Origin of the sequence: Xanthomonas sontii (genome assembly GCF_040529055.1) — a bacterium.
In the GTDB taxonomy this organism is placed as follows: domain Bacteria; phylum Pseudomonadota; class Gammaproteobacteria; order Xanthomonadales; family Xanthomonadaceae; genus Xanthomonas_A; species Xanthomonas_A sontii.
Genome location: NZ_CP132342.1, coordinates 1199360 through 1221770 on the forward strand (window position 1 = coordinate 1199360; position 22411 = coordinate 1221770).

At 68.7% G+C, this 22411-nt stretch carries 19 protein-coding genes and 1 pseudogene; 9 read left to right on the forward strand and 11 right to left on the reverse strand.

Going from position 1 to position 22411, the window contains the following annotated elements; all coding sequences use genetic code 11:
- Positions 1-886: 886 nt before the first annotated feature.
- Together RAB70_RS05230 and RAB70_RS05235 are read right to left on the reverse strand one after the other, a co-directional pair.
- Positions 887-1324: a hypothetical protein gene (locus tag RAB70_RS05230; protein ID WP_081613247.1), complete on the reverse strand. Its 438-nt coding sequence runs from the start codon at positions 1322-1324 to the stop codon at positions 887-889.
- A 130-nt stretch (positions 1325-1454) separates the two neighbouring features.
- Complete coding sequence (locus RAB70_RS05235; RefSeq protein ID WP_148827495.1) at positions 1455-1856, reverse strand: hypothetical protein; 402 nt, start codon at positions 1854-1856, stop codon at positions 1455-1457.
- 189 nt (positions 1857-2045) lie between these two features.
- Between RAB70_RS05235 and RAB70_RS05240 the strand changes: the two are divergent.
- Positions 2046-2796: pseudogene (locus RAB70_RS05240) on the forward strand (integron integrase); the annotation flags it as partial.
- Between the two features lie 191 nt (positions 2797-2987).
- On the opposite strand, the gene ilvD reads toward RAB70_RS05240, so the two are convergent.
- Positions 2988-4826, reverse strand: a complete 1839-nt coding sequence (gene ilvD, locus RAB70_RS05245) for a dihydroxy-acid dehydratase (protein WP_148827493.1) — start codon at positions 4824-4826, stop codon at positions 2988-2990.
- A 301-nt stretch (positions 4827-5127) separates the two neighbouring features.
- Between ilvD and RAB70_RS05250 the strand changes: the two genes are divergently transcribed.
- From RAB70_RS05250 to RAB70_RS05275, 6 genes are all read left to right on the forward strand, one after another.
- The gene (locus tag RAB70_RS05250) at positions 5128-6432 is read left to right on the forward strand and encodes a glycoside hydrolase family 5 protein (protein WP_408068859.1); all 1305 of its coding nucleotides are present in this window, start codon (positions 5128-5130) and stop codon (positions 6430-6432) included.
- A 102-nt stretch (positions 6433-6534) separates the two neighbouring features.
- Positions 6535-7092 carry a DUF1190 domain-containing protein gene (locus RAB70_RS05255; protein ID WP_170268090.1) on the forward strand — a complete coding sequence of 186 codons (558 nt, stop codon included), beginning with the start codon at positions 6535-6537 and terminating at the stop codon, positions 7090-7092.
- A 34-nt stretch (positions 7093-7126) separates the two neighbouring features.
- A complete protein-coding gene (locus tag RAB70_RS05260; protein WP_148827491.1) occupies positions 7127-8308 on the forward strand; it encodes a glutathionylspermidine synthase family protein in 1182 nt (393 codons plus the stop codon).
- A gap of 67 nt (positions 8309-8375) precedes the next feature.
- Positions 8376-8978, forward strand: a complete 603-nt coding sequence (locus RAB70_RS05265; protein ID WP_148827489.1) for a hypothetical protein — start codon at positions 8376-8378, stop codon at positions 8976-8978.
- A gap of 158 nt (positions 8979-9136) precedes the next feature.
- Positions 9137-9520, forward strand: coding sequence for a hypothetical protein (locus tag RAB70_RS05270; RefSeq protein WP_225851499.1), 384 nt, complete (start codon positions 9137-9139; stop codon positions 9518-9520).
- Positions 9517-10479, forward strand: coding sequence for a hypothetical protein (locus tag RAB70_RS05275; protein WP_225851498.1), 963 nt, complete (start codon positions 9517-9519; stop codon positions 10477-10479). The genes RAB70_RS05270 and RAB70_RS05275 overlap by 4 nt, the downstream gene beginning before the upstream one ends.
- Before the next feature lie 49 nt (positions 10480-10528).
- Here the strand turns inward: RAB70_RS05275 and RAB70_RS05280 are convergent, their stop codons facing one another.
- The 8 genes from RAB70_RS05280 to RAB70_RS05315 form a co-directional block, all read right to left on the reverse strand.
- Entirely contained in the window at positions 10529-11827 is a 1299-nt protein-coding gene (locus RAB70_RS05280; RefSeq protein WP_148827487.1) for a DUF58 domain-containing protein, read from the reverse strand.
- Positions 11828-11993: 166 nt separating this feature from the next.
- Positions 11994-12986 carry a MoxR family ATPase gene (locus RAB70_RS05285; protein ID WP_043094277.1) on the reverse strand — a complete coding sequence of 331 codons (993 nt, stop codon included), beginning with the start codon at positions 12984-12986 and terminating at the stop codon, positions 11994-11996.
- Positions 12983-14170: a DUF4350 domain-containing protein gene (locus RAB70_RS05290; RefSeq protein WP_148827485.1), complete on the reverse strand. Its 1188-nt coding sequence runs from the start codon at positions 14168-14170 to the stop codon at positions 12983-12985. The genes RAB70_RS05285 and RAB70_RS05290 overlap by 4 nt, the downstream gene beginning before the upstream one ends.
- Entirely contained in the window at positions 14167-15864 is a 1698-nt protein-coding gene (locus RAB70_RS05295) for a DUF4129 domain-containing protein (protein WP_148827482.1), read from the reverse strand. Before RAB70_RS05295 ends, RAB70_RS05290 begins: the two co-directional genes overlap by 4 nt.
- Positions 15854-16921: a stage II sporulation protein M gene (locus RAB70_RS05300; protein ID WP_148827480.1), complete on the reverse strand. Its 1068-nt coding sequence runs from the start codon at positions 16919-16921 to the stop codon at positions 15854-15856. Before RAB70_RS05300 ends, RAB70_RS05295 begins: the two co-directional genes overlap by 11 nt.
- A complete protein-coding gene (locus RAB70_RS05305) occupies positions 16918-17595 on the reverse strand; it encodes an RDD family protein (protein ID WP_043094282.1) in 678 nt (225 codons plus the stop codon). The genes RAB70_RS05300 and RAB70_RS05305 overlap by 4 nt, the downstream gene beginning before the upstream one ends.
- Before the next feature lie 172 nt (positions 17596-17767).
- A complete protein-coding gene (locus RAB70_RS05310) occupies positions 17768-18691 on the reverse strand; it encodes a DUF2167 domain-containing protein (RefSeq protein ID WP_148827478.1) in 924 nt (307 codons plus the stop codon).
- 97 nt (positions 18692-18788) lie between these two features.
- Positions 18789-19328, reverse strand: a complete 540-nt coding sequence (locus RAB70_RS05315; RefSeq protein WP_017915009.1) for a gamma carbonic anhydrase family protein — start codon at positions 19326-19328, stop codon at positions 18789-18791.
- Between the two features lie 276 nt (positions 19329-19604).
- On the opposite strand from RAB70_RS05315, the gene RAB70_RS05320 reads away from it, so the two are divergent.
- Positions 19605-21113, forward strand: a complete 1509-nt coding sequence (locus RAB70_RS05320) for a nitrous oxide reductase family maturation protein NosD (RefSeq protein ID WP_148827476.1) — start codon at positions 19605-19607, stop codon at positions 21111-21113.
- The gene (locus RAB70_RS05325; protein ID WP_148827474.1) at positions 21110-22405 is read left to right on the forward strand and encodes a carbohydrate porin; all 1296 of its coding nucleotides are present in this window, start codon (positions 21110-21112) and stop codon (positions 22403-22405) included. Before RAB70_RS05320 ends, RAB70_RS05325 begins: the two co-directional genes overlap by 4 nt.
- Positions 22406-22411 lie beyond the last annotated feature (6 nt).

The following is a 22411-nucleotide window of genomic DNA, read 5'->3' on the forward strand; positions in this document are numbered from 1 at the left end:
CGGGACGAGGGTTTTCTGAGTGCCTGGCTCGATAGGCGACGACGGATCGCTGCCCGTCAGCGATGGCGCGCTGACACAACCCCCGAGCGTAGAAGCGATTGAACTCACCTTCTGCGAGCGTGGTGTTCGCGGTTACGGGAACTTTTGCGACGGTCACGCCGCCTTTTGGTGTTCGGCGCTCCTCGTGCGACCTGAGATAACCCCTAGCTTGCAACTGAGCCGCAAGCCATGAGTCGTCATGAGAGTCTGCGGCTTGGGCGAGAAGGGCAGGCCATGCTTTGGCCCCTTCTGCGGTAAGGCGGCTACTGATGTATAAGACCCCGCTAGCGACATCGTGCGCGATCTCTGATGACATGTTCTCCCGGGTGCGAGAGTCGAGATTTTCATAGTTCAAGGCCACGATAAACTCTCCTTAGCAGCTAACGCCTGAATTAAGCCGCGCCGCGAAGCGGCGTCGGCTTGAATGGACTGTTAGGCCCCAAACCGCTGCACTATGGACTGGCAGGCCGGAAGTGCTTGCGGTGTTGCCCATGCGATTGCCGATTGTATGTCCGGCTCCAGCTTTGCCAATGCCTCCGGAGCCCAGCGTGCCCGAGCAGCTCCAATGGGTAGCGCATCAACCTCTGACGAGATCATTGCAAAGGTCATGAAATCTGGGTCACGGACGTCCACCTCGACCTCGCAACGAAGCGCGGCGAGGGAATGGCAGCCCTCCAAGACAGGCATCTCTCCAGCGAGGACGCCTGTAGCGATCTCAACCGCTTTCCGGCGAGCTGAGAGCACATACTCCTCGTGTGTCATGCGCTCGATCATTGGGGTCTAACACCTGAGTTAAGCCGCGCCGCGAAGCGGCGTCGGCTTGAACGAATTGTTAGAGGGCAAGCCCTCAGTCCCAATAGATTGTATACACCTGATAGCCGGGAGGCGGCTCGGGTGCGGCTGCATGCTTTCCATATGGCCAGCCTGGCCCAATCCCGTCAGACTCTAAGCCTTCAATCCACTGGTCTGCAATGTCTTGTGGCGCGGAAGAGAAAATGTGGATGTTCTCTGCGGCGGGCCAAAGATCGCTGTGCTCCAACGACTCGCCCCAATCCTGATGAAGCCCAACAAACACGCCCTGAACATCAGGACGGGCTTCGATCTCTTTGAGCCTTGCATAGATGTCACGAATAGAAGGGCGGCCATATCCCCATTGGTTTGGGGCGATCGAGTCTTCTTGTGGGTTACCGATGAAGTAGTCGTCGAGAGAAACGATGGGAAAGTGCTCGTTGTCAATCCTGTCGAGGCTCTCGAGCTTGTCTAGCAGGGCTCTGCGATATTCCATGTCTTGGCCTCTAACGCTCGCGGTAAGCCGCGCCGGAGTGCGAAGCACGGAGGGCACCCGCAAGCGAAGCTTGTGGGCGTCGGCTTGACCAAATAGTTAGGCTGGTGAGCGAAGGCATGATTGGAGGCGGTCAAAAGTTTTGTAGTGCGCGCCAAGCATTTAATTGCTTCTCCAAGGTATGCAACTTCATTTCATGATCATCTGGCCATTCTGAGAAGGCTTTGAGCTTTATCTGCTCAAAGGTACCCTTGGGCACATCGACGGCTTCATGGTTGAAAAAAGCAATGCCGGCATCGAGCTGCTTTTTGAATGTGTGAAGCTCCATCTCGTAGTCATCCGGCCAGCTAGATGAGGCAAAGTTGAAGATGGCACCAATGAATTCGTCGGATGCGAACTTTTCTTTGAATACTTCAAGCTCTTGGAAGGCCTCAACCTGCTTGCCAATGGTATGTCGCTGCATTTCAAAGTCGTCGGGCCAATCCGACTGTGCTTTGAGGCGAATGCGATCCTTGACGTGATCTGGGATAGTCATACAAAGTCCTGTAGTTCTTGAGGGCCTAACTACTATTGGACCGCCCAAAAGCGGTAATGCCCCAAGTATCCACCAACGCCAGACGTCTGCAAAGGGGGAAATTCCCACCCTGCATCAATGACTTGCCTGATGGTGGCCGCGGCTCCGTGCGCCAATGCTGGCTACGTTATCCGACGTTCGAGCAGGCGTATGAGTTACACCCATGACGATGAAGGCGTAACGGCGCATCCACCGCCAACGTGTTGGAGCCGGTGCGTGGCCGGTTGCGGCTTCGGTAATACAGCCTGCGCACCGAGCAAGCGTATGTTGGCTGGATACGGCGCTTCATCCTGGCCAACGGCAAACAGCATCCATCGCGTATGGGCAGGCCCAAGTCGAAGCGTTCCTGACCAGTCTGGCGACTCAGGGACAGGTCTCGGCCGGGACACAGAGTCAGGCGCTGGCGGCGCTGTTGTTCCTCTATCGTGATTTTCTCGGCGTGGAACTGCCATGGATGGAGAATCTGGTCCGCGCCAAGCGACCGCGGCGGATTCCGGTGGTGCTCTCGGTCGAGGAGGTCACGCGTTTGCTGGTCGCGCTGGAGGGACCTTGCTGGCTGATGGCCGGGCTGCTCTATGGCAGCGGCATGCGGCTGCTGGAATGCCTGCGATTGCGGATCAAGGATGTGGAGCTGGGGCGCGGCAAGATCGTGGTGCTTGACGGCAAGGGCGGCAAGGATCGGCGTGTGCCATTGCCAATGCGCCTGGGCGAGCCGCTGCTGCGGCAACGCGATAGTGCACTGCTGCTGCACGCGGCGGATCTGGCCGAAGGGGCAGGGAGTGTGTACCTGCCGCAGGCGCTGGTGCGCAAATACCCCAATGCGGAGGTTGAACCGGGCTGGCAATACCTGTTCCCGGCCGCACATCGGTCGGTGGATCCACGCAGTGGTCGGGTCGGCCGACCAGCTGTCCGAGGAAGTCCAGCGATGCGCAGTCCGCTGGATGGTCTAGGGGCGGCGGCGAGCGTCAAAGGCGTCAGAAAATAATACAGCAGCGGCGTTTGTGATCCCGCGTCGGGACTGAAGTCCCTCCCACAGTGCAGTACCTGGACGCCATGAAGACCGCGGCAACCCACGGCCTTCATGGCAACGCTTCACCCCTCCAACATCGCCTTGTCCCGCACCGCCCCCTTGTCCGCACTAGTCGCCAGCAGCGCGTACGCCTTCAGCGCCGTACTGACCTTGCGCGGGCGCGGTTCCGCCGGCTTCCAGCCGCGCGCGTCCTGGTCGGCGCGGCGCGTGGCCAGTTCCGCGTCGGAGACCAGCAGGTCGATGCGGCGCTGGGGAATATCGATGCGGATGCGGTCGCCGTCGCGGACCAGGCCGATAGCGCCGCCCGCCGCCGCTTCCGGCGAGGCGTGGCCGATCGACAGGCCGGAGGTGCCGCCGGAGAAGCGGCCGTCGGTGAGCAGGGCGCATTGCTTGCCCAGGCCCTTGGACTTCAGGTACGAGGTCGGGTACAGCATCTCCTGCATGCCGGGGCCGCCCTTGGGGCCTTCGTAGCGGATCACCACGACGTCGCCAGCCTTCACGTCATCGGCGAGGATGCCCTTGACCGCGGCGTCCTGGCTTTCGAACACCTTGGCGTTGCCCTCGAACACATGGATGGATTCGTCCACGCCGGCGGTCTTCACCACGCAGCCGTCCTCGGCGATGTTGCCGTACAGCACCGCCAGGCCGCCTTCCTGCGAGTAGGCGTGGGCGACGTCGCGGATGCAGCCGCTGGCGCGGTCGGCGTCCAGGCTGGGCCAACGCGTGGCCTGGCTGAAGGCGACCTGGGTGGGGATGCCGGCCGGCCCGGCCTGGTAGAAGGTCTGCACCGCGGGGTCGTCGCTCTGGGTGATGTCCCACTGCGCGATGGCGTCGGCCAGGGTGCGGCTGTGCACGGTGGCCTGGTCGGTGTGCAGCAGGCCGCCGCGCGCCAGTTCGCCGAGGATGGCGACGATGCCGCCGGCGCGGTGCACGTCCTCGATGTGGTACTTCTGCGTGTTCGGCGCCACCTTGCACAGCTGCGGCACGCGCTTGGACAGGCGGTCGATGTCGCGCAGGGTGAACGGCACCTCGGCTTCCTGCGCGGCGGCGAGCAGGTGCAGGATGGTGTTGGTGGAGCCGCCCATCGCGATGTCCAGGGTCATCGCGTTCTCGAACGCCTGGAAGGTGGCGATGCCGCGCGGCAGCGCGCGCGGGTCTTCGGCGCCGTACCAGCGGTGGCACAGTTCCACCGCGGTGCGGCCGGCCTTGAGGAACAGTTGCTCGCGGTCGGCGTGGGTGGCGACCACGGTGCCGTTGCCGGGCAGGGCCAGGCCCAGCGCTTCGGTCAGGCAGTTCATCGAGTTGGCGGTGAACATGCCCGAGCAGGAGCCGCAGGTGGGGCAGGCGCTGCGCTCGAACGCGGCGACCTTCTCGTCGGAGGCGGTGGGATCGGCGGCGATCACCATCGCGTCGATCAGGTCCAGGTTGTGGTCGGCGAGCTTGGTCTTGCCGGCTTCCATCGGCCCGCCGGAGACGAACACGGTGGGGATGTTGAGGCGCAGCGCGGCCATCAGCATGCCGGGGGTGATCTTGTCGCAGTTGGAGATGCACACCAGCGCATCGGCGCAGTGCGCGTTGACCATGTACTCGACCGAGTCGGCGATGATCTCGCGGCTGGGCAGCGAGTACAGCATGCCGTCGTGGCCCATGGCGATGCCGTCGTCCACGGCGATGGTGTCGAACTCCTTGGCCACGCCGCCGACGCGCTCGATCTCGCGCGCGACCAGTTGCCCGAGATCCTTCAGGTGCACGTGGCCGGGCACGAACTGGGTGAAGGAGTTGGCGATGGCGATGATCGGCTTGTGGAAGTCGGCGTCCTGCATGCCGGTGGCGCGCCACAGTGCGCGGGCGCCGGCCATGTTGCGGCCGTGGGTCGAGGTCTTGGAGCGATAGTCGGGCATGGGAGCAGCGAACGAGCGGGCGGGGAGGCTGGCGATGGTGGCGCGATCGGATCGTTGCTGCTGCAACCGTCCTGGACGCCCACCGGTGGGCCGACCACGTTAGCACGCAGGCTGGCGCCGCCGCGCGCCGGTCAGGAGTGCGGAGCGGTTCGCAGACCTGCCCAAACACGCTTGGCAGACTGCGGTGGCCGGTGCGTCAGGGGGCGTAGGCCCGGCTCGCCCATCATGACCACAGGAGGTGTCCATGCTTCGGCATGTGCGTTCGTCGTATCCCGCTGTTTCCTCCCCCGCCCCTTCCCTTGTGTCCACCCCAGCCGATCCGGGCCGCCGCAGCGTGCTGCGCGCCGGTGTCGGCATCGCCGCCGGCGCAGCGCTGTGGGGCCTTGGCGGCCAGGCCCGCGCCGCCGGCACGCTGCCGTTCGCCGGCCTCAATCTGTCCGGATTGGCGTCCAACAACTTCGTCGACAACGCCGTCATCGACCGGAACTACCGCGACATCAGCGACCAGCATATCGTCGCCGCCGGCGCCTGCCCGCTGTTCCGCCTGCCCACCACCGCCGCACGCTTCAGTACCGGCCAGGGGATGCCGCTCAACGCCACGTATTGCGACCAAGTCGAGAAAGTGCTGAACCGGCTCGCGCAGCGCGGCAAGGTGGCGATCCTGGAGTTGCACGACTACATGCGCTTGCCGATCAAGGTCGCGAGCAAGTCCGGTTACCGGCGCGATCGCGCCGGGCAGTTGATCGGGCCGGACGGCCGCGCGGTCGCCGATCCGGCCGACCAATCGGTGTGGAACGGCACCTACCGCAAAGGCAATTTCCTGTACCTGGCCTACTTCGATCCTGCCGACAATCTGCTCAAGCTCTACGAATATCGCGTGATCGGCACGCCGGGCTGCACGCTGTACAACGCCGCCGGCCTGCCGGATCTGTGGAGTCGCATCGTGCAGCGCTTCCGCTCGCATCCGGCGATCTTCGGCTGGGGCCTGATGAACGAGCCCTACCAGGGACCGGAGCGCAACGCCGACGGCAGCACGCTGGTGATGGCCGATCACTGGCTGCGGACCGCCACCGCCACCGCAGCGCGCATCTTCGATTTCGACCGATCGCATTACGTGTTCGTCTGCGGCAATCAGTACGCCAGTGCGCGCCTGTGGGACCAGGTGTCCAACAACCTGGACACGATCCCCGACCCGTACGACCGCATCGTCTACGAGGCGCACAACTACCTGGACAACGAGGGTCGCGGCGGCGGCGCCTGGGCCAATCCCAATGAAACCGTCGCGCCGGACACCGGCATCGAGATGGTCAAGCCATTCATCGACTGGCTGGGACACCGAGGCAAGCGCGGCTTTCTCGGCGAGCACGGCTACCCGGCGGGCAACGCCAGCGCGGAGTTGGCGACCAAGCGCATGCTCGCGCACCTGCAGGCCAACAACATCCCCAGTACGCAGTGGTGCTTCGGGCCCGGTTGGCCCGACAACGACGTGTTGGGCATGAGCCGCGACGTCGGCATGGACATCCAGGTCAAGTCCAATATCGCTGCGGTGCAGCCGTACTTCGACGCGCGCCTGTCCAGCTACGTGCCGCCGCCGCCGAAGAGCTGACGCGTCGCGCGTGCGTCCGCAGTGATGCCCAACCGCCGGCTGCGGGTTTCCGCGGCCGGCGGAACCGGGCATCATCGTGGCTGGACTCAGGAAGACGTTGCCATGAAAAGGTCGAAGACGACCGCCTTGTTGCTGATGAGCGCCGCGCCGCTGCTGTTCACCGCCTGCGGGCGCGAGCCGGAAGCCAAGGCCCAGGAAGGCCTGTACACCTCGGTGGACGCCTGCGTGGCGCAGACCCACGACATCGCCACCTGCCGCGAGGCCTTCGCGCAGGCGCAGAAGCAGGCGGCCGAGCAGGGGCCCAAGTACGCCAGCCGCGAGCAGTGCGCGCAGGACTATTCACAGGATCGCTGCGTGGAGCAGCGCGACAGCCACGGCCATTCCTTCATCGGGCCGATGATGACCGGCTTCTTCCTGTCGCAGATGCTCAACAACAACCGCGCTGCCGGTTTCAATGCGGCCCCCGCCTACCAGGACCGGCAGAACCAGTGGCAGCGGCCGGCGTCCTATTCCGGCGGTGCCGGTGCGGCGGCCGCCAGCGGCACGATGCTACGCGGCAACCAGACCATGACCCACATCGGCGCCACGCCGAATCGTGCGGTCACCGTCAGCCGCGGCGGTTTCGGCGAATCCGCCGGTGGGCGCGGCTTCGGCAGCTGAGTCCGGCTTTTTCCCTCATCGCACGAGACCCCGCATGAAACGCATCGCGATCGTCGAGCGCGGCGACTGGCGCGCCCAGGCCGCGGAGTACGGTTTCCGCTTCCACACCATCGACGGCCAGCGCTACTGGGACGAACGCGCCTACTACGCGTTCAACCTGCGCCAGATCGAGCGCGATCTGGAAGACCCCAGTGCCGAACTGCACGCGATGGCGATGGGCCTGCTCGACGAGATCGTCGCCAGCGAGGCGCTGATGCAGCGGCTGGCGATCCCGCCGGCGTTCCGCGACTGGATCGCCGACAGCTGGCGGCGCCGCGAGCTGCATCTGTACGGGCGCCTGGACCTGGCCTACGACGGCCGCGGCCCGGCCAAGCTCTACGAACTCAACTACGACACGCCGACCTCGCTGTTCGAGTCGGCGTTCTTCCAGTGGCAGTGGCTGGAGGACCAGCGCGCGCAGGGCCGATTGCCGGACGAGGCCGACCAGTTCAACTCCATCCACGAAGCCCTGCTGGAGCGCTTCGCCGCGCTCGCCGGCGGGTTGCCGCCGCCGCTGTACTTCGCCGCGGTGCGCGATTCGGAAGAGGACCAGGGCACGATCGCCTACCTGCGCGACTGCGCCGCGCAGGCCGGCGTCGGCGGCGAGCTGATCGCGATCGAGGACATCGGCCTGTCCAGCGACGGCCGCTACACCGATCTGGACGACACGGTGATCGGCGCGCTGTTCAAGCTGTATCCGCTGGAGGACATGTTCGCCGAGCGTTTCGGCCAGGCGCTGCCGGGCTCGGGCCTGCGCCTGCTGGAGCCGCCGTGGAAGGCGCTGCTCAGCAACAAGGGCATCCTGCCGCTGCTGTGGGAGCGCCATCGCGGCCATCCCAACCTGCTGCCGGCCGCGTTCGACGACGGCAGCGCCTTGCCGCCGGGTTGGGTACGCAAGCCGCTGCATTCGCGCGAGGGCGCCAACATCGTGCTGCACCTGGACGATGGCCGCGTGCTGGAGAGCGACGGCCCCTATGCCGGGCCCTACATCCGCCAGCAAGCGCATCCGCTGCCGGCGTTCGAGGGCCGCTACCCGATGGTCGGCAGCTGGATCGTCGGCGACCGCGCCTGCGGCATCGGCATTCGCGAGGACGATGGTCCGATCACAAGCGACAGCGCGCGGTTCCTGCCGCACGCCATCGTCGAGGAGGCGCGGCCGGGCGTGCTGTATGCGTGAGTCGGTGTCGCGCGCCGACACGGCGTCGCCTGATGCGCCGCGTCGGCATCGCAACGACGGAACGCCCTTGGCCGCGTATGCCGACCAGGTGGCGGTGCGCTGCCATCGCTGCGGCGCGCCGGGCTGGGTACTTGCGCAGTGGGAGCCGTATCGCTGGCAGGCGCGCTTCCGTTGCGGGCAGTGCAGCGCTGCGTTGGACAGCGCGGCGGACGACTGGGTGGGAATGGTGCAGTTGGTCGGCCGCCGGGCCTGCGGCCACTGCGGGCATCAGTGGGTGCATGTCTGTGCAGCGTCGGCCGCCGCTGTACCGCCGCCGAAGACCTTGCCCGGGCGCTGCGCGTCGTGTCGCAAGGACTGTGCGGTGGCGGTGCAGCCGCGGCGCGTGCGCGACGGCTCGCCCCACGATCCGCATTTCGGCATGCCGCTGGCGCTGGTCGCGCCGACCCGCGCCGGCCTGCTGTGGGCCTACAACCCGCGCCATCTGCAGGAGTTGCAGGACTATGTGGCGGCGACGCTGCGCGAACGCCGCGGCCTGTTCGGGCGCTCGATGGTGGCGCGGTTGCCGGCGTGGATGAAGCTGGCGCGGCATCGGCCGCTGATGCTGCGGACCTTGCAGCGTCTGCAGCAGGCCAGTGCGCAGCTGTCGCCGCCGCCTGCGGCGGCAACGTAGCGGCGGCGTCTGCGGTTTCATTCTTCGCCGTGAATGCGGCCGGCGCAGTCGCGCCACGCGCGACGCATGCGAAATGTCTACGATGTGATACTCGTCACGATTGACCGGGCTTGCCCGTCTGACGAAGATCGACATCGGGGAGTGCTGCGGGGGCCGGCATGTCTGCATCTCGTATTCGCGCCAGAGTGCTGGTGCTGCTGGCGTGCGTCGCAGCCAACTGCAGTGCGTGCGCGGTGGTGACGGTCTCCACCGCGCGCGAGGACGTGGTCGTGCGTGGCCTGTTCGGCGCACGCGTCGCCACGACGGGATTGGCCCCTGTGGCGATCCGTTCGCGCGGGCTGGGAATTTCGCAGACCCCGCGCGCGTGGACGCTGGGCTGGCACGCCGAAACCGCGATCTATGTTCCCCCGGATGCGGACGCGTGCCGCATCGTGCTGATGTCCAATACCGAAGCCGAGGTCCGCCGCCTGCTTGCGATCCTGCAGGCCGGCGGTGGCGATGTGTCTCAGGTCTGCATCGCATCACAGGAGGTGTCACGATGAAAACGTCTCTGGCTTGTTTCTCTGTTCTGCTGTTGGGCGGCTGCGCGCATTTGGAGCAGGCGCCGTTGGTCTACGCGTCGAAGACGAGCTTCGGTGTCGATGTTTCCACGGCATCCACCGAAAACCCAGGCATTTCGATGAACCTGGGCTACAAGCAGGTGGATGCGGCCTATGTGCCGGTGGCGGTGGCGAGAAAGTGCAACGACGGCGTTGCCGGTGCCGACTGCAGCAAACAGGGCTACGAGCTGCTGGTGATCTCCGGCGTCGCCAGAGAGGGCGATTCGGACGCCGACGGGACCAGCGAAGATGCACGGATCGAAGCGGCCAAGAAGGCATCGACTGACTATGCGAGGGCGCTGTCGGAGGAGACGCTGGCGAAGCAGGCGATGATCGAGGCCGATAGCAAGCTCAAGCAACTGCGCGACAGCTACAGCGCAGCCGCCAAGCGGCAAAGCGCATACGATCAAGCGAAGCTGAAATGGGCGTCGCTGCAGGCAGCGGCGGCGAGCCCGGGCACGGTCGAAGAGGCGGACGTGATCGCCGCGAAGAGCGCCATGGACGCGCTCGCGCCCACTGCCGAAGATCAGGCGATTCTCGCGGGCTTCGCTCAGAGCGAGAACGACCTGCGGCAGAACGCCGCCGCCGTGGCGTCCGAGTACGCCAGCAAGCAAAAAGCGTCGGAGTTGCAGGAAGCCATTCTCAAGTCCGCCAATGCGAAGATCGCGCGCAGCAATCTGGGCGACTCCTATTCCGTCTTTGGCAGCTTCGATGGCACGAGTACCGTCAATGGCAAGGGCTCGGCGTCGATCGGGTTGGGCAAGATGTTCTCGACCGGCGTGGCTGCGCAACGGCTGGCGAGCGGCATATCGACCATGGCCTGCTATGACCTGATCAAGAGCAAGGCACCTGCCGCCGTCGCCGCGGCGGAACTGGAGAAGCTGTTGCAGCACTGCCAGTGAGTGCCGTGGTTTGCGCGGCCGAGCGGTGCGGCGGCGCCGCCGCCACGCGCTACAGCAACCCGTCGCGCTTCACCGCCAGGTAGCGCTCGATCAGCGCGGCGGGCAGTTCCTCGCCGGTGACGTCGAGCACCATCACGCCGTGGCTGCGCAGTGCGTCGTGTGCGGCGCTGCGTTGTTGCAGGTAGCGTGCCACCGCGCCGGCCTGCACCGCCTGCGGCAGCTCGTGTGCGTCCTCCGCCAGCGCCTGGTCCAGTTCGCGCTCGCGCAGGCTGGCCACGCACACCAGGTGGCGGCGCTGCAGCAGGCGTACGGCGGCCAGCAGGTCTTCGATGTCCTCGTCGCGCACGTTGCTGACCAGCATCACCAGCGCGCGGCGGCGCTGGCGCAGCGACAGTTCGGTGGCCGCGGTCAGGTAGTCGGTGGCCACCGGCTGCGGCTGCAGGTCGTAGCTGGCCCGCAGCAGCACGTCGACGGTGGCCATGCCGCGTTGCGGCGCCACCCAGCGCGCGTCGCTGCCGCTGGCCATCATGCCCACCGCATCGCCCTGGCGCAGCGCCAGGTACGACACCACCAGCGCGGCGTTGAGCACATGGTCGAAGTGCGACAGGCCACGCTCGCTGGCCAGCATGCGCCGCCCGGTGTCGATCAGCATCAGCAACTGCTGGTTCTTCTCGTCCTGGTACTCGCGCGAGATCAGCTTGCGCGCGCGCGAGGTCGCCTTCCAGTCGATCTGGCGCAGGCTGTCGCCGACCCGGTATTCGCGCATCTGGTGGAAGTCGGTGCCTTCGCCGCGGCGCCGCTTCAGGTGCGCGCCGACCAGGCGCGAGGCCTGTTCGGCGCTGAACAGGGCGAAGCGGGTCAGCGGCGCGAAGTTTGGATACACGCGCACGGTCTGTGCGGACCCGGCCAGACGCTGCTGCCACCACAGGCGCCAGGGCGCATGCAGGCGCAGGTGGGTGCCGTCGAAGACGAAGCGACCGCGCGCGGTCGGGCGCAGTTGGTAGCGCACCTGGGTCTGATGCGCGGCGGGCAGGGTCATGCGTTGCGGCAGGCCCTGCAGCTCCCAGCCGCTGGGCACCAGGTCGAACAGGTCCACGCGCTGGCGCTGCGCGCTGTCCAGGTGCAGCACCACGTCGCGCTGCACACCCAGCGGCAGCGCTTCGGGCAGCTCGCGGCGCACCTGCGGCGTCGGCCGGCGCCACAGCCGCCATGCATCCAGCGCCGCGACCAGCGCGATGCCCGCCGCGACCGCCTGCCAGCTCCACAGCGGCAGCCAGCCCAGCGCCACGGCCAGGCCGTACAGCGCCCACAGCGCAAGCAAGGCCAGCAGGAGCGGGGCGGGTCTCATCGCTTGGGGGCCGGGAGTGGGGAATGGGGAATCGGGAATGGGAAAAGCGGCAGGGCTGCAGCGCGACGCATCGCTGCGTTCGTCAGCTCACTGCAATCGGGAATTACGGGCAACGCCGGGAGCCCCGGCTTTTCCCATTCCCGATTCCCCATTCCCGACTCCCCGCTCATTTCCGCGGCGCCTCCACCTTGGCCAGCAACCCACCGAGGGCGTCGTCGGCGCTCTGGCCTTCGATCTGCAGTTCCGGGGCCAGGGCGATGCGGTGGCGCAGGGCCGGCTTGGCCACGTCGCGGATGTCGTCGGGAATGACGAAGTCGCGGCCGGACAGCACCGCTTGCGCGCGCGCCGCGCGGACCAGGGCGATGCTGCCGCGCGGGCCGGCGCCGAGCGCAATGCCGGGCCAGCGGCGGGTGGCGGCGACGATGCGCACGGCGTAGTCGATGACCTGCGGGTCGACGGCGATGGCCGCGGTGCCGGCCTGCATCGCCACCACGTCCTCGGCGCCGAGCACGCGCGGCACCTGCGACAGGTCGAAGTCGCCGGCGCTGCGGCCGCTGGTGACCGCGGCGACCATGCGCGCCTCGTCTTCCAGTTGCGGGTAGTCGATCAGGATCTTCAGCAGGAAGCGGTCCAGCTGCGCTTCCGGCAACGGGTAGGTGCCTTCCTGCTCGACCGGGTTCTGCGTGGCCAGGGCCAGGAACGGCGGCGCCAGCGGGAAGGCCGTGCCTTCGATGGTGACCTGGCCTTCCTGCATCACTTCCAGCAGCGCCGACTGGGTCTTGGCCGGGGCGCGGTTGATTTCGTCGGCCAGCAGCAGGTGGGTGAACACCGGACCGCGGCGGATCTTGAAGCTCTCGGTCTTGGGGTCGTACACGGCGTGGCCGCTGACGTCGCTGGGCATCAGGTCCGGGGTGAACTGCACGCGTGCGTAGTTCAGTTCCAGGGCCTGCGCCAGCGCGCGCACCAGCAGGGTCTTGCCGAGGCCGGGCACGCCCTCGATCAGCACATGCCCGCCGGCCAGCAGCGCGATCAGGATCTGCTCCAGCACCTCCGGCTGGCCGATGAAGGCGTGGCCGACCGCGGCGCGGATCGCCTCGGCGCGTTCGATCAGGGCAGGGCCGGCGAGCGGCGCGACGGCGTCGGAGGAGGCGGTGGTCATAACTGGTTTCTCATCTGGACGAGGAGGCGGATGCGCTCGCGCAAGGCGGCGGGTTGGTTGGGCGGCGGCGGTTGCAGCGCCTGTTCGACCTGCGCCACGGGCAGCTGCAGGCGTTCGGCGATGGCGGCGGCCTGGGCCGGGCCCTCCAGCGCGGCGGCGATCGGCGCGCGCCGGCGCAGCCGCGCCAGGAACGCCTCGCGTACCGCCGCGTGCAGCAGGTCGGCGCGGCCGTAGCGCAGCAGGTGTTCGCCGCTGGCGCGCACGTGTTCCAGCAGCGAACGGCGATCCTCGGCCGGCGCCGCGAGCAGCGGCCCGAAACGCTGCATGCGCGACCACAGCCAGGCCAGCAGGACCAGCAACGCGGGCAGCCAGGCCGGCCAGCCGCGGGTGAACAGGGTGCGCCACAGCGATGGCAGTTCGGCCGAATAGATCAGGTGGATGGTGCCCTGGCCGTAGTTCGGCCCCAGCACCTGGCGTGCCAGCAGGCGGTTGCCGGCCTCGCGCAGCCCGCCGCTGCGCAGCACCGGATCGTCTTCCATCGGCGAGCCCTCGAACATCCTGCCGAGCCGGTCGTCCTGGTTCTCGAGGAAATCCAGTTCCGACAGCACGTCCACGCTGCCGTCGCCGTAGGGCACGCGTGCGAACACGAAGTCGTCGTCCTCGCCGCTCCACCAGTTGCTGGGCGTATCCGGGTCGATGTTGAAGCGGCGGCCGCCGCAGAACACCTTGTGTGGCGCCGCGCCCGGCACCGCCATGACCAGGCAGTCGTCCGGGCTGCGCGCCTCGACGGTGATGTCCAGCGCTTCCAGGATCGGCACGTCGCCGCGCTTGACCTCTGCGGTGGGCGTGCGCAGCACCAGATGTCCGCCATGCTCCACCCAGTCCAGCAAGGCGTCGCCGTCGGCCTTGCCGAGCATGCGTGGGTCGCCATACAGCACCACGCTGTCGTGCGGGCGCAGGCGCATCGCCTCCAGGTCCAGGCGTTGCCGCGACTCGGCACGCACGCCGTCGGCGCGCAGGGTCTGGCGCAGCGCGTACAGCGGGTTGTAGGCGGCCTCGCCGCGCGGCGGCAGCACGATCTCCCGCTCGGCGCGTTCGTAGCGGCCGAAGAACCAGGCCGCGCCGACGCTGACCAGCAGCAGGCCGACCAGGAAGATCAGCGCATTGCGCGTGCCGCTGTTCATGCCTGCCACCGGAACTGGCGCTGCAGGTCGTCCACCAGCGCGTCGAAGGCGCCGTCCTCGGGCAGCCGGCCTGCATAGGCGGCGTGCTGCCAGACCCGCACCATGCGTGCGAACAGGCTGCGGTCGGCGTCATCGGGCAGGCGTTGCGCGGCGCGCAGGCACTGCGCCTCGGTGGCGCTGGGCGGCAGCACCAGATCGGCGCGCTCGCACAGCGTCGCCACGCTGGCCCGGTACAGCAGCGCCAGCGCGTCGCGGTGGCGGCCTTCGCGCCAGGCGCGTCGTGCCACCGTCGCCACGTCGTCCGGCAGCGGTTGCGGCGCCAGCACCGGCGTGTGCTCCGGTGCCGTCGCCACCGTTGCACGCCGGCGCCCGGTGCCGCGCATCCACGGCAGCCAGTGCCTGGCGGTCAGCAGCAGCACCAGCAGCAGGATGCCGGCCAGCACCCACATGCCCCACTTGCCGACGAACGCGATGGCCTGGGCGGCGGCCTTCATCCATTTGCCGAACGCGGTGAGGTCTTGCTGCTTGTCGTCCGGCTTGGGCGGTTCGTCGGGATTGCGTTTCTTCCAGTAGCCGATGGTGCGCTTGGCGGTCAGCAGCGGATCGGCGTAGGCGCGGTCGGCGGCGCGGGCGAAGCGCGCATCGGCGGCGGGCTCGGTGTCGAACACTTCGTCCAGCGGGACCGGATGCGCCGCGTTGTTGTGGTGGCTGTCGGCGGCGGGCTTGCTGTCGGTGTCGGCATCCGCATCCGCATCCGCATCACTGTCAGTGTCCGTGTCGGCATCGGCATCGGTCCCGTCATCGCGCCCGGCGTCGGCGGGAGCATCCTGCTCCGCCGCCGTCTGCACCGCCGTGTCGTCGGCCGCCGGCTGCGCACGCAGCGCCGCGGCCGGCGCGGCGAGCAGGGCCACGCACAGCACCGCCAGCGGCGCGGCGCCGCGCAGGCGCGCGGCCATGCGGCGCAGCGCCATTTCCACGTCCCAGGCTTCGAGCTGGGTACGCCGGTTGAGGTAAAGGCCGAAGCCGGCGCCGACGAAGAACGGTTCGATCAGGGTGATCGCCAGCCAGGCGATGGCGTTGAAGCCGATGTCCGCCCACACCGGGGTCTGCTGGCCGATCAGCGACCAGGCAGCGCGCGCGGTTTCCGGCAGCAGGTCGATGGGCACGAACAGGAAGATCGTGGCGATGCAGGCCAGGCTGAGCATGCCTTCGAACGTGGCGAAGACGCTGGCCATCAGCAGCGCATGGCCGTAGATCGCCCCGCCCAGGGTGCGGCGGCGCTCGCGCTGCTGGATGGCGCTGGCGCCTTCCAGCAGTTCCAGCGGCATGAACACGCTGCGCGCCGGACTCAACCGGCGCCAGGTCAGGTAGCCGATCAGGGTGCGCCAGCCCCAGGCGCCCTGCGCGCGCACGGTGTCGCGCACGCGCGGCACGTCGCCGAACACCGCACGCGAGATCACGAACAGCGGGATCCGGTCCAGCACCGGCTTCAGCCACCACAGCAGCAGCGGTGCCAGCCACAGCGCATCGATCGCCCAGGCGCCGAGGTTGAGCACGGCGAACAGCGGCAGGGTGACCAGCAGCCAGGGCTTCCAGATCGCCCCGGCGTGGCGGCGGACCAGGGCGCTGCCCAGTTCCATCGCTTCCCAGGCCGAGCGTGCGCGCAGCACCACGTCCAGGCGCTCAATCCGCATCGATGGCCTCCGCGCGGCCGCGCCCGCCGCGCCACAGCCACGCCAGCACCAGCGTCCAGAGCGCCGCCGACACGCTGTACTTGACCCACGCCGGCACGGTCGCGATGGACGACCAGAACGCCTCGATGAAGGCGGCCACCAGCAGCATCGCGGCCACGCCCAGGCACAGCCGCGCGCCGATCTTGCCGCCTTCCACCAGTGCATCGATGCGCCGCCGCCGTCCCGGCGCCAGCACCTTCAGTCCGAGCTGCAGACCGGCGCCGCCGGCGATCACGATCGCGGTCAGCTCGAACGGCGCATGCCCGGCGACGAAGCGCCAGAAGGTGACGCCGTAGCCGATCTGGTGCAGGTGCCCGGCCACCGCGCCGATGGTGATGCCGTTGAACAGCAGCACCAGCACCGTGCCCAGTCCCGCCAGCAGGCCACTGGCGAACGTGCGCAGGCCGATGCTGATGTTGTTCATGATGTAGTGGCCGAACATCTGCCAATCGGTGCCGCTGTCGCGGCCGAGCTTCTGTGCGCTGGCGGCCGGGTCGTACATGCGCTCGACCTGGGTGACCTGCATTGGGTCCATCAACCCGTGGATCAGTTCCGGACGGAACTGCAGCAGCACGAAGATGGTCACCAGCGGCACCACGAACAGCGCGGTGGCCGCCGCCATGTAGCCGGCCTGGCTGCGCACCAGCTGCGGGAATTCGGCGAACAGGAATTCCGCCGCGCGCCGCCAGCGCGGACGCGGCGCCCGGTACAGGACGGTGTGGCCCTGCTGCATCAGATGCTGCAGACGCGCGGTGACCTGCGGGCTGTAGCCGCGCCTGCGCGCCAGCGCCAGTTGATGGCACACGCGCCGGTAGCGCGCCGGCATGTCCTCGTCGGCGAGCGGCGTCGGCTGGCCTGGACTAGTGATCGGGGGCGGGGTCGGCGGCGCGGCGGTCTTGCTGGCGTCGTCGGCGGCGCCGGCCTTGTTCGGAGCCGACCTGCGCGCGCTGCGCTGCAGCCAGGCCTCGAACACCTGCCATTCCTGCTGATGACGGAGCACGAACTGTTCCTGTTTCATCGGCGGCCCAGCAGCCAGTTGGCCATCGCGTACAGGCGCAGCACCCCGGCCTGGCCCGGCGTCTCGGTCAGCGGCTGCGCCAGCGCGGCCAGTTCCAGTTGCCGCTCCGGGGTGAGCCGCGGCGCGCGCTCGGCGAAGGCGATCAGCGCCGCCTGCTCGGCCGGCAGCAGCGGCCGCGGCGGCGCGAGCGCGCTGGCGATCGGCGGCAGCGCCTCGTCCTCGCGCGGCGGCTGGTGCACCACCAGCGTGCCTGCGACCAGGTCGCCCAGGCGCCGCGAATGGGTGTCGAACAGGCAGGCGATCAGGCCGACGGCGTAGCCGAACGGCAGCATGTCCACGGTGCGCAGCAGGTTGCGGGTGATCGCGGCCATCCAGCCCACCGGCGCGCCATTGCGCGCCACCACGCGCAGGCCCAGCGCCTGCTTGCCCAGGGTCTGGCCGCGCCAGCCCTCCAGCACGATCGGGTACGCCCAGAACACCAGGAACATCGCCACCAGGTACAGGCCCTGGCCGAGGCCGCCGAGCAGGCCGAGGAACATGCCCATGGCGGTGAGCAGGGCGAAGCGCAGCGCCAGGTCGATCAGCCAGGCCAGCGCGCGCGGCACCGCACCGGCGGCCGGCAGATGCAGCGGCACGCCCTCGGGGGTGATGACTTCGCGGTAGGTATCGAGCATGCCGCTTACCGCCGCCAGGTGGTGCGGCGGATACGGGCACCTGCGATGTGGGGAGGCCGTCCTTCCGTTCGGCCGGCTGCCTGTGGCGGCATGCTGCTCTCGACTGCGTCCTGCTCCGAAGCGGCACTTTAGCCGGCGTGGCGTGAATTGCCCAGCACGCCGGCGGCGCCGATCAGCGTACCGTGCCGCCGTCGCGCTGGCGCCCGGAGAACAGCTTGCGCACGCCGGCGACCAGCGCCATCAGGCCGACCAGCAGCAGCTTCCAGGCCTTGGCCAACAACAGGCCCAGCTTGGCGAACAGGCCGGCCTTGGCCGCCAGGCCGCCGCCGATCAGGGTGGCCAGACCGTAGCTGGCGATCTTGTCGGTGGACGGGTTGTGGTCGGCATAGCGGGCGCCGCTGTCGAACTCGGCCATCGGCAGCAACTGCTGCATGCCCTCGCGCACCTGCGCCAGTTCGCCCATGCCGGAGACCGCATTGAGGCTCAGATAGCCATGCCGGCCGAGCACGCGGATGTCGTAGTTGAGGGTGTGCTCGTGCTCGCCGGCGAACGCCAGCTCGCGCGCCCAGTACAGCTTCTTGCTGCCGGTGTCGTAGCGCGGCGGTACCGCCCAGCCGATCAGGTCGACCTGCTCGTAGCCGGCCTTCTTGCGCTGCGCGTTGGACTCGCGCGTCTCCTCCTGCATGTCCTTGAGCATGGCCTGGTAGTCGATCTTGCTGGCGTCCTCGTCGGACACGTAGCCGTCGTCGGAATAGGTGACGACCACCGCCCAGCTGCCCTTCTCGTCGAGCGCGGGCTGGCGCGGCACGATCAGGCCCAGCACGTCGTCGTCGGGCGGGTTGCCCCAGTAGCTTTCCAGCACCCTGCGCGCGTCGGCCTTGTCCAGAAAGCGGAACGCCGGGCCGAGGTCGAAATGCACCTTGGCCTGCGGCAGTTCGATATGCCCGTCGCGGAAATGCAGCGAGCCGACGAACTGCTCGGCGGTCATGTCCGGGCCGTTGTCCTGGGCCAGGGCCGGGCCGGCGGTGGCGCACAGCGCGCAGAAAAAAACGGCCAGCAGGCCGCGCAGCGAGATCTTGATCATCGGCGATTCCATTCGTTCGGTGGCGTCCCCACGCCAGAGGCGCCTAGTGTCGCGCAAGCGCGCGGCGCACGCCAGCCGCGGCGCAGGTGCCGCAACCACCGCAGTGGCCTCAGCCGTTGCCGGTGAGGTAACGGTCCTTCAGCCGCACGTAGTGCTGCGCCGAGTAGTGCAGGCTCTCGATCTCCTTGTCGCTGAGCATGCGCGCCTTGCGCGCGGGATTGCCCAGCCACAGCTCTCCCTCGCCGACGGTCTTGCCCGGGCCGACCACCGCACCGGCACCGACGAAGCCGTATTTCTTCACCGTGGCGCCGTCGAGGATGCAGGCGCCCATGCCGATCAGGCACAGGTCCTCGATGGTGCAGGCATGGATGATGGTGCCGTGGCCCACGGTCACGTCCGCGCCGATCAGGGTCGGGTAGCCGGCCGCGTTGAACGGGCTGTGGTGGCTGACGTGGATGATGGTGCCGTCCTGGATGTTGCTGCGCGCGCCGATGCGCACGTAGTTGACGTCGCCGCGGATCACCGTGCCCGGCCATACCGACACGTCGTCCTCCAGCACCACGTCGCCGATCACGGTGCAGGCCGGGTCGACATAGACGCGCGCGCCCAGCTGCGGAGTCGTGTCGAGGTAGGGGCGGATCGGGGACATGCTGCTCTCCGGCGGTGGGCGGCCGGCGGCCACGCGGGCGCCGATGATAGCGCGGCGCCTGGCGCCGGCTGCCGCCCGTGGAGCGCCCGAGCGGCTGGGCGAAGCACGCGGTTGTGCGATAAGCGCACCGCTAATCGATATTCGCACTTGAATGGTGCAGTGCGATAAAACTAGCGTTGCCGCTGTCCCGGCGTCTGGCAGCGCGCGACGCGTGCCCGCTGGCGGCCGCGGCGCCGCCCGCCGCCGGTGCGGTCCCGATTCTGTTGGAGATGGTGCATGTCCTGTGCGTTTTCCCGCGGCCTGGCCCTGCTCGCGGCCCTGCTTCCCGGCGCCGTGTGCGCCTACCAGGCCGAGCCGCCGCCGCCGGAGCGCAGCGTGCTCACCGTGGACCGCTACGCCGACGACGATGCCCCGGGCTCCCTGCGCTGGGCGATCACCACCGCCAACCAGGCCCCCGGCCGTTACCGCATCGAGATCGCCGCGGTGGGCACGCCGCCGTACGTGATCCGCCCGCGCGCACCGCTGCCGGCGCTGCAGGGGCCGCTGCAGGTGGTGGGCCTGGCGCGGGCGCACGACGGCCAGTACATCGCCATCGACGGTGCCGGCTACATCCATGGCAAGGGCACCGCCGCCTGCCCGGGCGCGGAGAAGGGCCAGTTCGGCACCAACGTGCGCAGCACCACGCTGCCGGGCCTGGTGCTGCGCGACACCCGGGGCGTGGAACTGAGCGGCCTGGAGATCCGCAACTTCTGCATCGGCGTGCTGCTCAACCGCGCCAGCGACAATGTGCTGCGCGACAACCGCATCGTCGCCAACCATGGCGGCGCCGGGGTGATGCTGACCGGCGACGACGGCAACGGCCAGTCCACCGCCACCACCACGGTGCGCAACCGCATCGAGCGCAACACCTTCCTCGACAACGGCGACGGCCTGGAACTGACCCGCGGCGCGGCCTGGAACCTGGTGGCCGACAACCTGTTCCGCTCCACCGATGCCAACCCCGAGCCCTCGCAGGGCATCGAGATCCTGTGGGGCAACGACAACACCGTGCTGCGCAACCGCTTCGAGCGCTATTCCGACGGGCTGCAGATCAACTGGGGCAACCGCAACACCATCGCCGACAACGACTTCGCCGGCAATTCGATCGGGGTCAGCGTCACTGGCCGCGACAATCTGATCGAGGGCAACCGCCTGACCGGCAACGGCATCGGCATCGCGGTACGCCCGCAGCCGCGCAGCGAGCCCAACCGGTTCAGCGCCAACCTGCTGTCCGGCAACGGCCTGAAGATCGAACGCTGCTTCGCCGGCGGCGCCTGCGCCCCGGGCCAGCCGCGCGGCGCCATCGTGTTCGGCGTGCCGGGCCTGGAGCATGCGCCCTTCGTCGGTTCGCGCGGCATCGGCGTCGATCCGGACCCGCGCAAGCGCGCGACGATCTGCGGCGCTGCTGCGCCCGACGGTTGCCAACCGCCGCCGAACTTCGGCCAGGCCGCCCCGCAGTTGCGCGCGATCGAACGCGGCGCCGGTGTGCCGCAGGTGCAGGGCAGCTTCGTCGGCCGCCCCGGCCATCTCTACACGGTGGAACTGTTCGGCAACCGCCGCCGCGGCGACGACGAGGCCGAACGCTATCTTGGCCGCGTCGAGACGCAAGTGGATGCACAGGGACAGGGCCGCTTTGCGCTGCCGCTGGACGGCGATGGCGCGGTGCTGGCCACACTCACCGCCACCGTCACCAGCGACGATGGCGCGACCTCGCCGCTGAGCGCACCGCTGGCGGTGACGCCGTGAGCCGCCTACCGTCGCTACCGGCCTGGTCGCTGCTGGCCGCGGCCATCGCCTTCGTCCCGGCGATCGCCGCCGCCCAGGACGCCACCGACCTGGCGCACAGCACCTTGACCGGCGACTGGGACGGCACGCGCAGCGACTGGCTGCAGCGCGGCGTCAACGTGCGCGGCGACTACGTCGGCGAAGCCATGGGCCTGGTCGACGGCGGCCGCGGCGAGCGCGGCGCGCGCTATGCGCAGCAGGTGCGGCTGGGCGTGGACCTGGACCTGGCGAAACTCGCCGGCTGGGGCGGCGGCGCGCTGCACGTGACCGTCAACGACCGCCGCGGCCGCAGCACCTCGGCCGACCTGCTCGGCAATCGCTTCCCGATCCAGGAAGCCTACGGCGGCCAGTTCACCCGGCTGACCGAACTGAGCTACGACCGCCGCTTCAACGACGGGCGCAGCTACATCAAGGCCGGCTTCTACGCGATGGGCAACCAGTTCGGCGCGCACACGCTGCTGACCAACTTCGTCAACGCCGCGTTCTGCGCGCATCCGCTGGCGATGTCCGGCAACAGCGGCTGGTACAACTATCCGAACGCACGCTGGGGCGCGGAAGTGGCGCAGCAACTGACGCCGGCGGCGAACCTGCGGGTCGGCTGGTTCCAGGTCAACCCCAGCACCAACAACAACGTGCACACCGCGTTCGACCTGACCGCGCGCGGCACCACCGGCTCGCTGTTCCCCGTCGAGCTCACCTGGACGCCGGGTGCCGGTGGCAACTACCCGGGCACCTACAAGTTCGGCGGCTACTACGACTCCTCGCGGGTGCCGCGCAAGGGCCTGGACCCGCGCGCCACCACCGGCCGCGACGGCGCCTACCTGCTGGTGGAGCAGAAGCTGTATTCGCCCGGCGGCGAGCGCGGCCGCGGCCTCACTGGCTTCGCCCAGTACATGGTGTCCGACCGCGCCACTGCGCAGATCACCCGCTGGTACGCGCTGGGCGGCGTCTACCAGGGCATCGGCCGGCGCAGCCAGGACCGCATCGCGCTGGGCTACGTCGGCGCCGACATCAACCATCGCCTGCTCGACGCGCGGCGCGCGGCGCTGCGCGATGCCGGCGTGCCGCCGGAGGCGCCGGTGTTCGCGCTCGACACCGCCGAGGAACTCTACGAACTGTCCTACAGCGCGCAGCTGACGCCGTGGCTGATGCTGCGGCCGGACGTGCAGTACATCGTCAACCCCGGCACCTTCGCCTATGCGCGCACCGACAACGCGCTGGCGGTGGGGCTGCAGGTCAAGCTCACCTTCTGAGCGCGC

What these genes read in the sequence shown, in the direction of transcription:
- RAB70_RS05260 (WP_148827491.1), top strand. Translation starts at nt 7,127, where the DNA reads ATGAAACGCATCGCGATCGTCGAGCGCGGCGACTGGCGCGCCCAGGCC.
- RAB70_RS05305 (WP_043094282.1), bottom strand. Translation starts at nt 17,595, where the DNA reads ATGCTCGATACCTACCGCGAAGTCATCACCCCCGAGGGCGTGCCGCTG.
- RAB70_RS05280 (WP_148827487.1), bottom strand. Translation starts at nt 11,827, where the DNA reads ATGAGACCCGCCCCGCTCCTGCTGGCCTTGCTTGCGCTGTGGGCGCTG.
- ilvD (WP_148827493.1), bottom strand. Translation starts at nt 4,826, where the DNA reads ATGCCCGACTATCGCTCCAAGACCTCGACCCACGGCCGCAACATGGCC.
- RAB70_RS05235 (WP_148827495.1), bottom strand. Translation starts at nt 1,856, where the DNA reads ATGACTATCCCAGATCACGTCAAGGATCGCATTCGCCTCAAAGCACAG.
- RAB70_RS05285 (WP_043094277.1), bottom strand. Translation starts at nt 12,986, where the DNA reads ATGACCACCGCCTCCTCCGACGCCGTCGCGCCGCTCGCCGGCCCTGCC.
- RAB70_RS05320 (WP_148827476.1), top strand. Translation starts at nt 19,605, where the DNA reads ATGTCCTGTGCGTTTTCCCGCGGCCTGGCCCTGCTCGCGGCCCTGCTT.
- RAB70_RS05270 (WP_225851499.1), top strand. Translation starts at nt 9,137, where the DNA reads ATGTCTGCATCTCGTATTCGCGCCAGAGTGCTGGTGCTGCTGGCGTGC.
- RAB70_RS05315 (WP_017915009.1), bottom strand. Translation starts at nt 19,328, where the DNA reads ATGTCCCCGATCCGCCCCTACCTCGACACGACTCCGCAGCTGGGCGCG.
- RAB70_RS05275 (WP_225851498.1), top strand. Translation starts at nt 9,517, where the DNA reads ATGAAAACGTCTCTGGCTTGTTTCTCTGTTCTGCTGTTGGGCGGCTGC.
- RAB70_RS05295 (WP_148827482.1), bottom strand. Translation starts at nt 15,864, where the DNA reads ATGCGGATTGAGCGCCTGGACGTGGTGCTGCGCGCACGCTCGGCCTGG.
- RAB70_RS05255 (WP_170268090.1), top strand. Translation starts at nt 6,535, where the DNA reads ATGAAAAGGTCGAAGACGACCGCCTTGTTGCTGATGAGCGCCGCGCCG.
- RAB70_RS05230 (WP_081613247.1), bottom strand. Translation starts at nt 1,324, where the DNA reads ATGGAATATCGCAGAGCCCTGCTAGACAAGCTCGAGAGCCTCGACAGG.
- RAB70_RS05300 (WP_148827480.1), bottom strand. Translation starts at nt 16,921, where the DNA reads ATGAAACAGGAACAGTTCGTGCTCCGTCATCAGCAGGAATGGCAGGTG.
- RAB70_RS05290 (WP_148827485.1), bottom strand. Translation starts at nt 14,170, where the DNA reads ATGAACAGCGGCACGCGCAATGCGCTGATCTTCCTGGTCGGCCTGCTG.
- RAB70_RS05310 (WP_148827478.1), bottom strand. Translation starts at nt 18,691, where the DNA reads ATGGAATCGCCGATGATCAAGATCTCGCTGCGCGGCCTGCTGGCCGTT.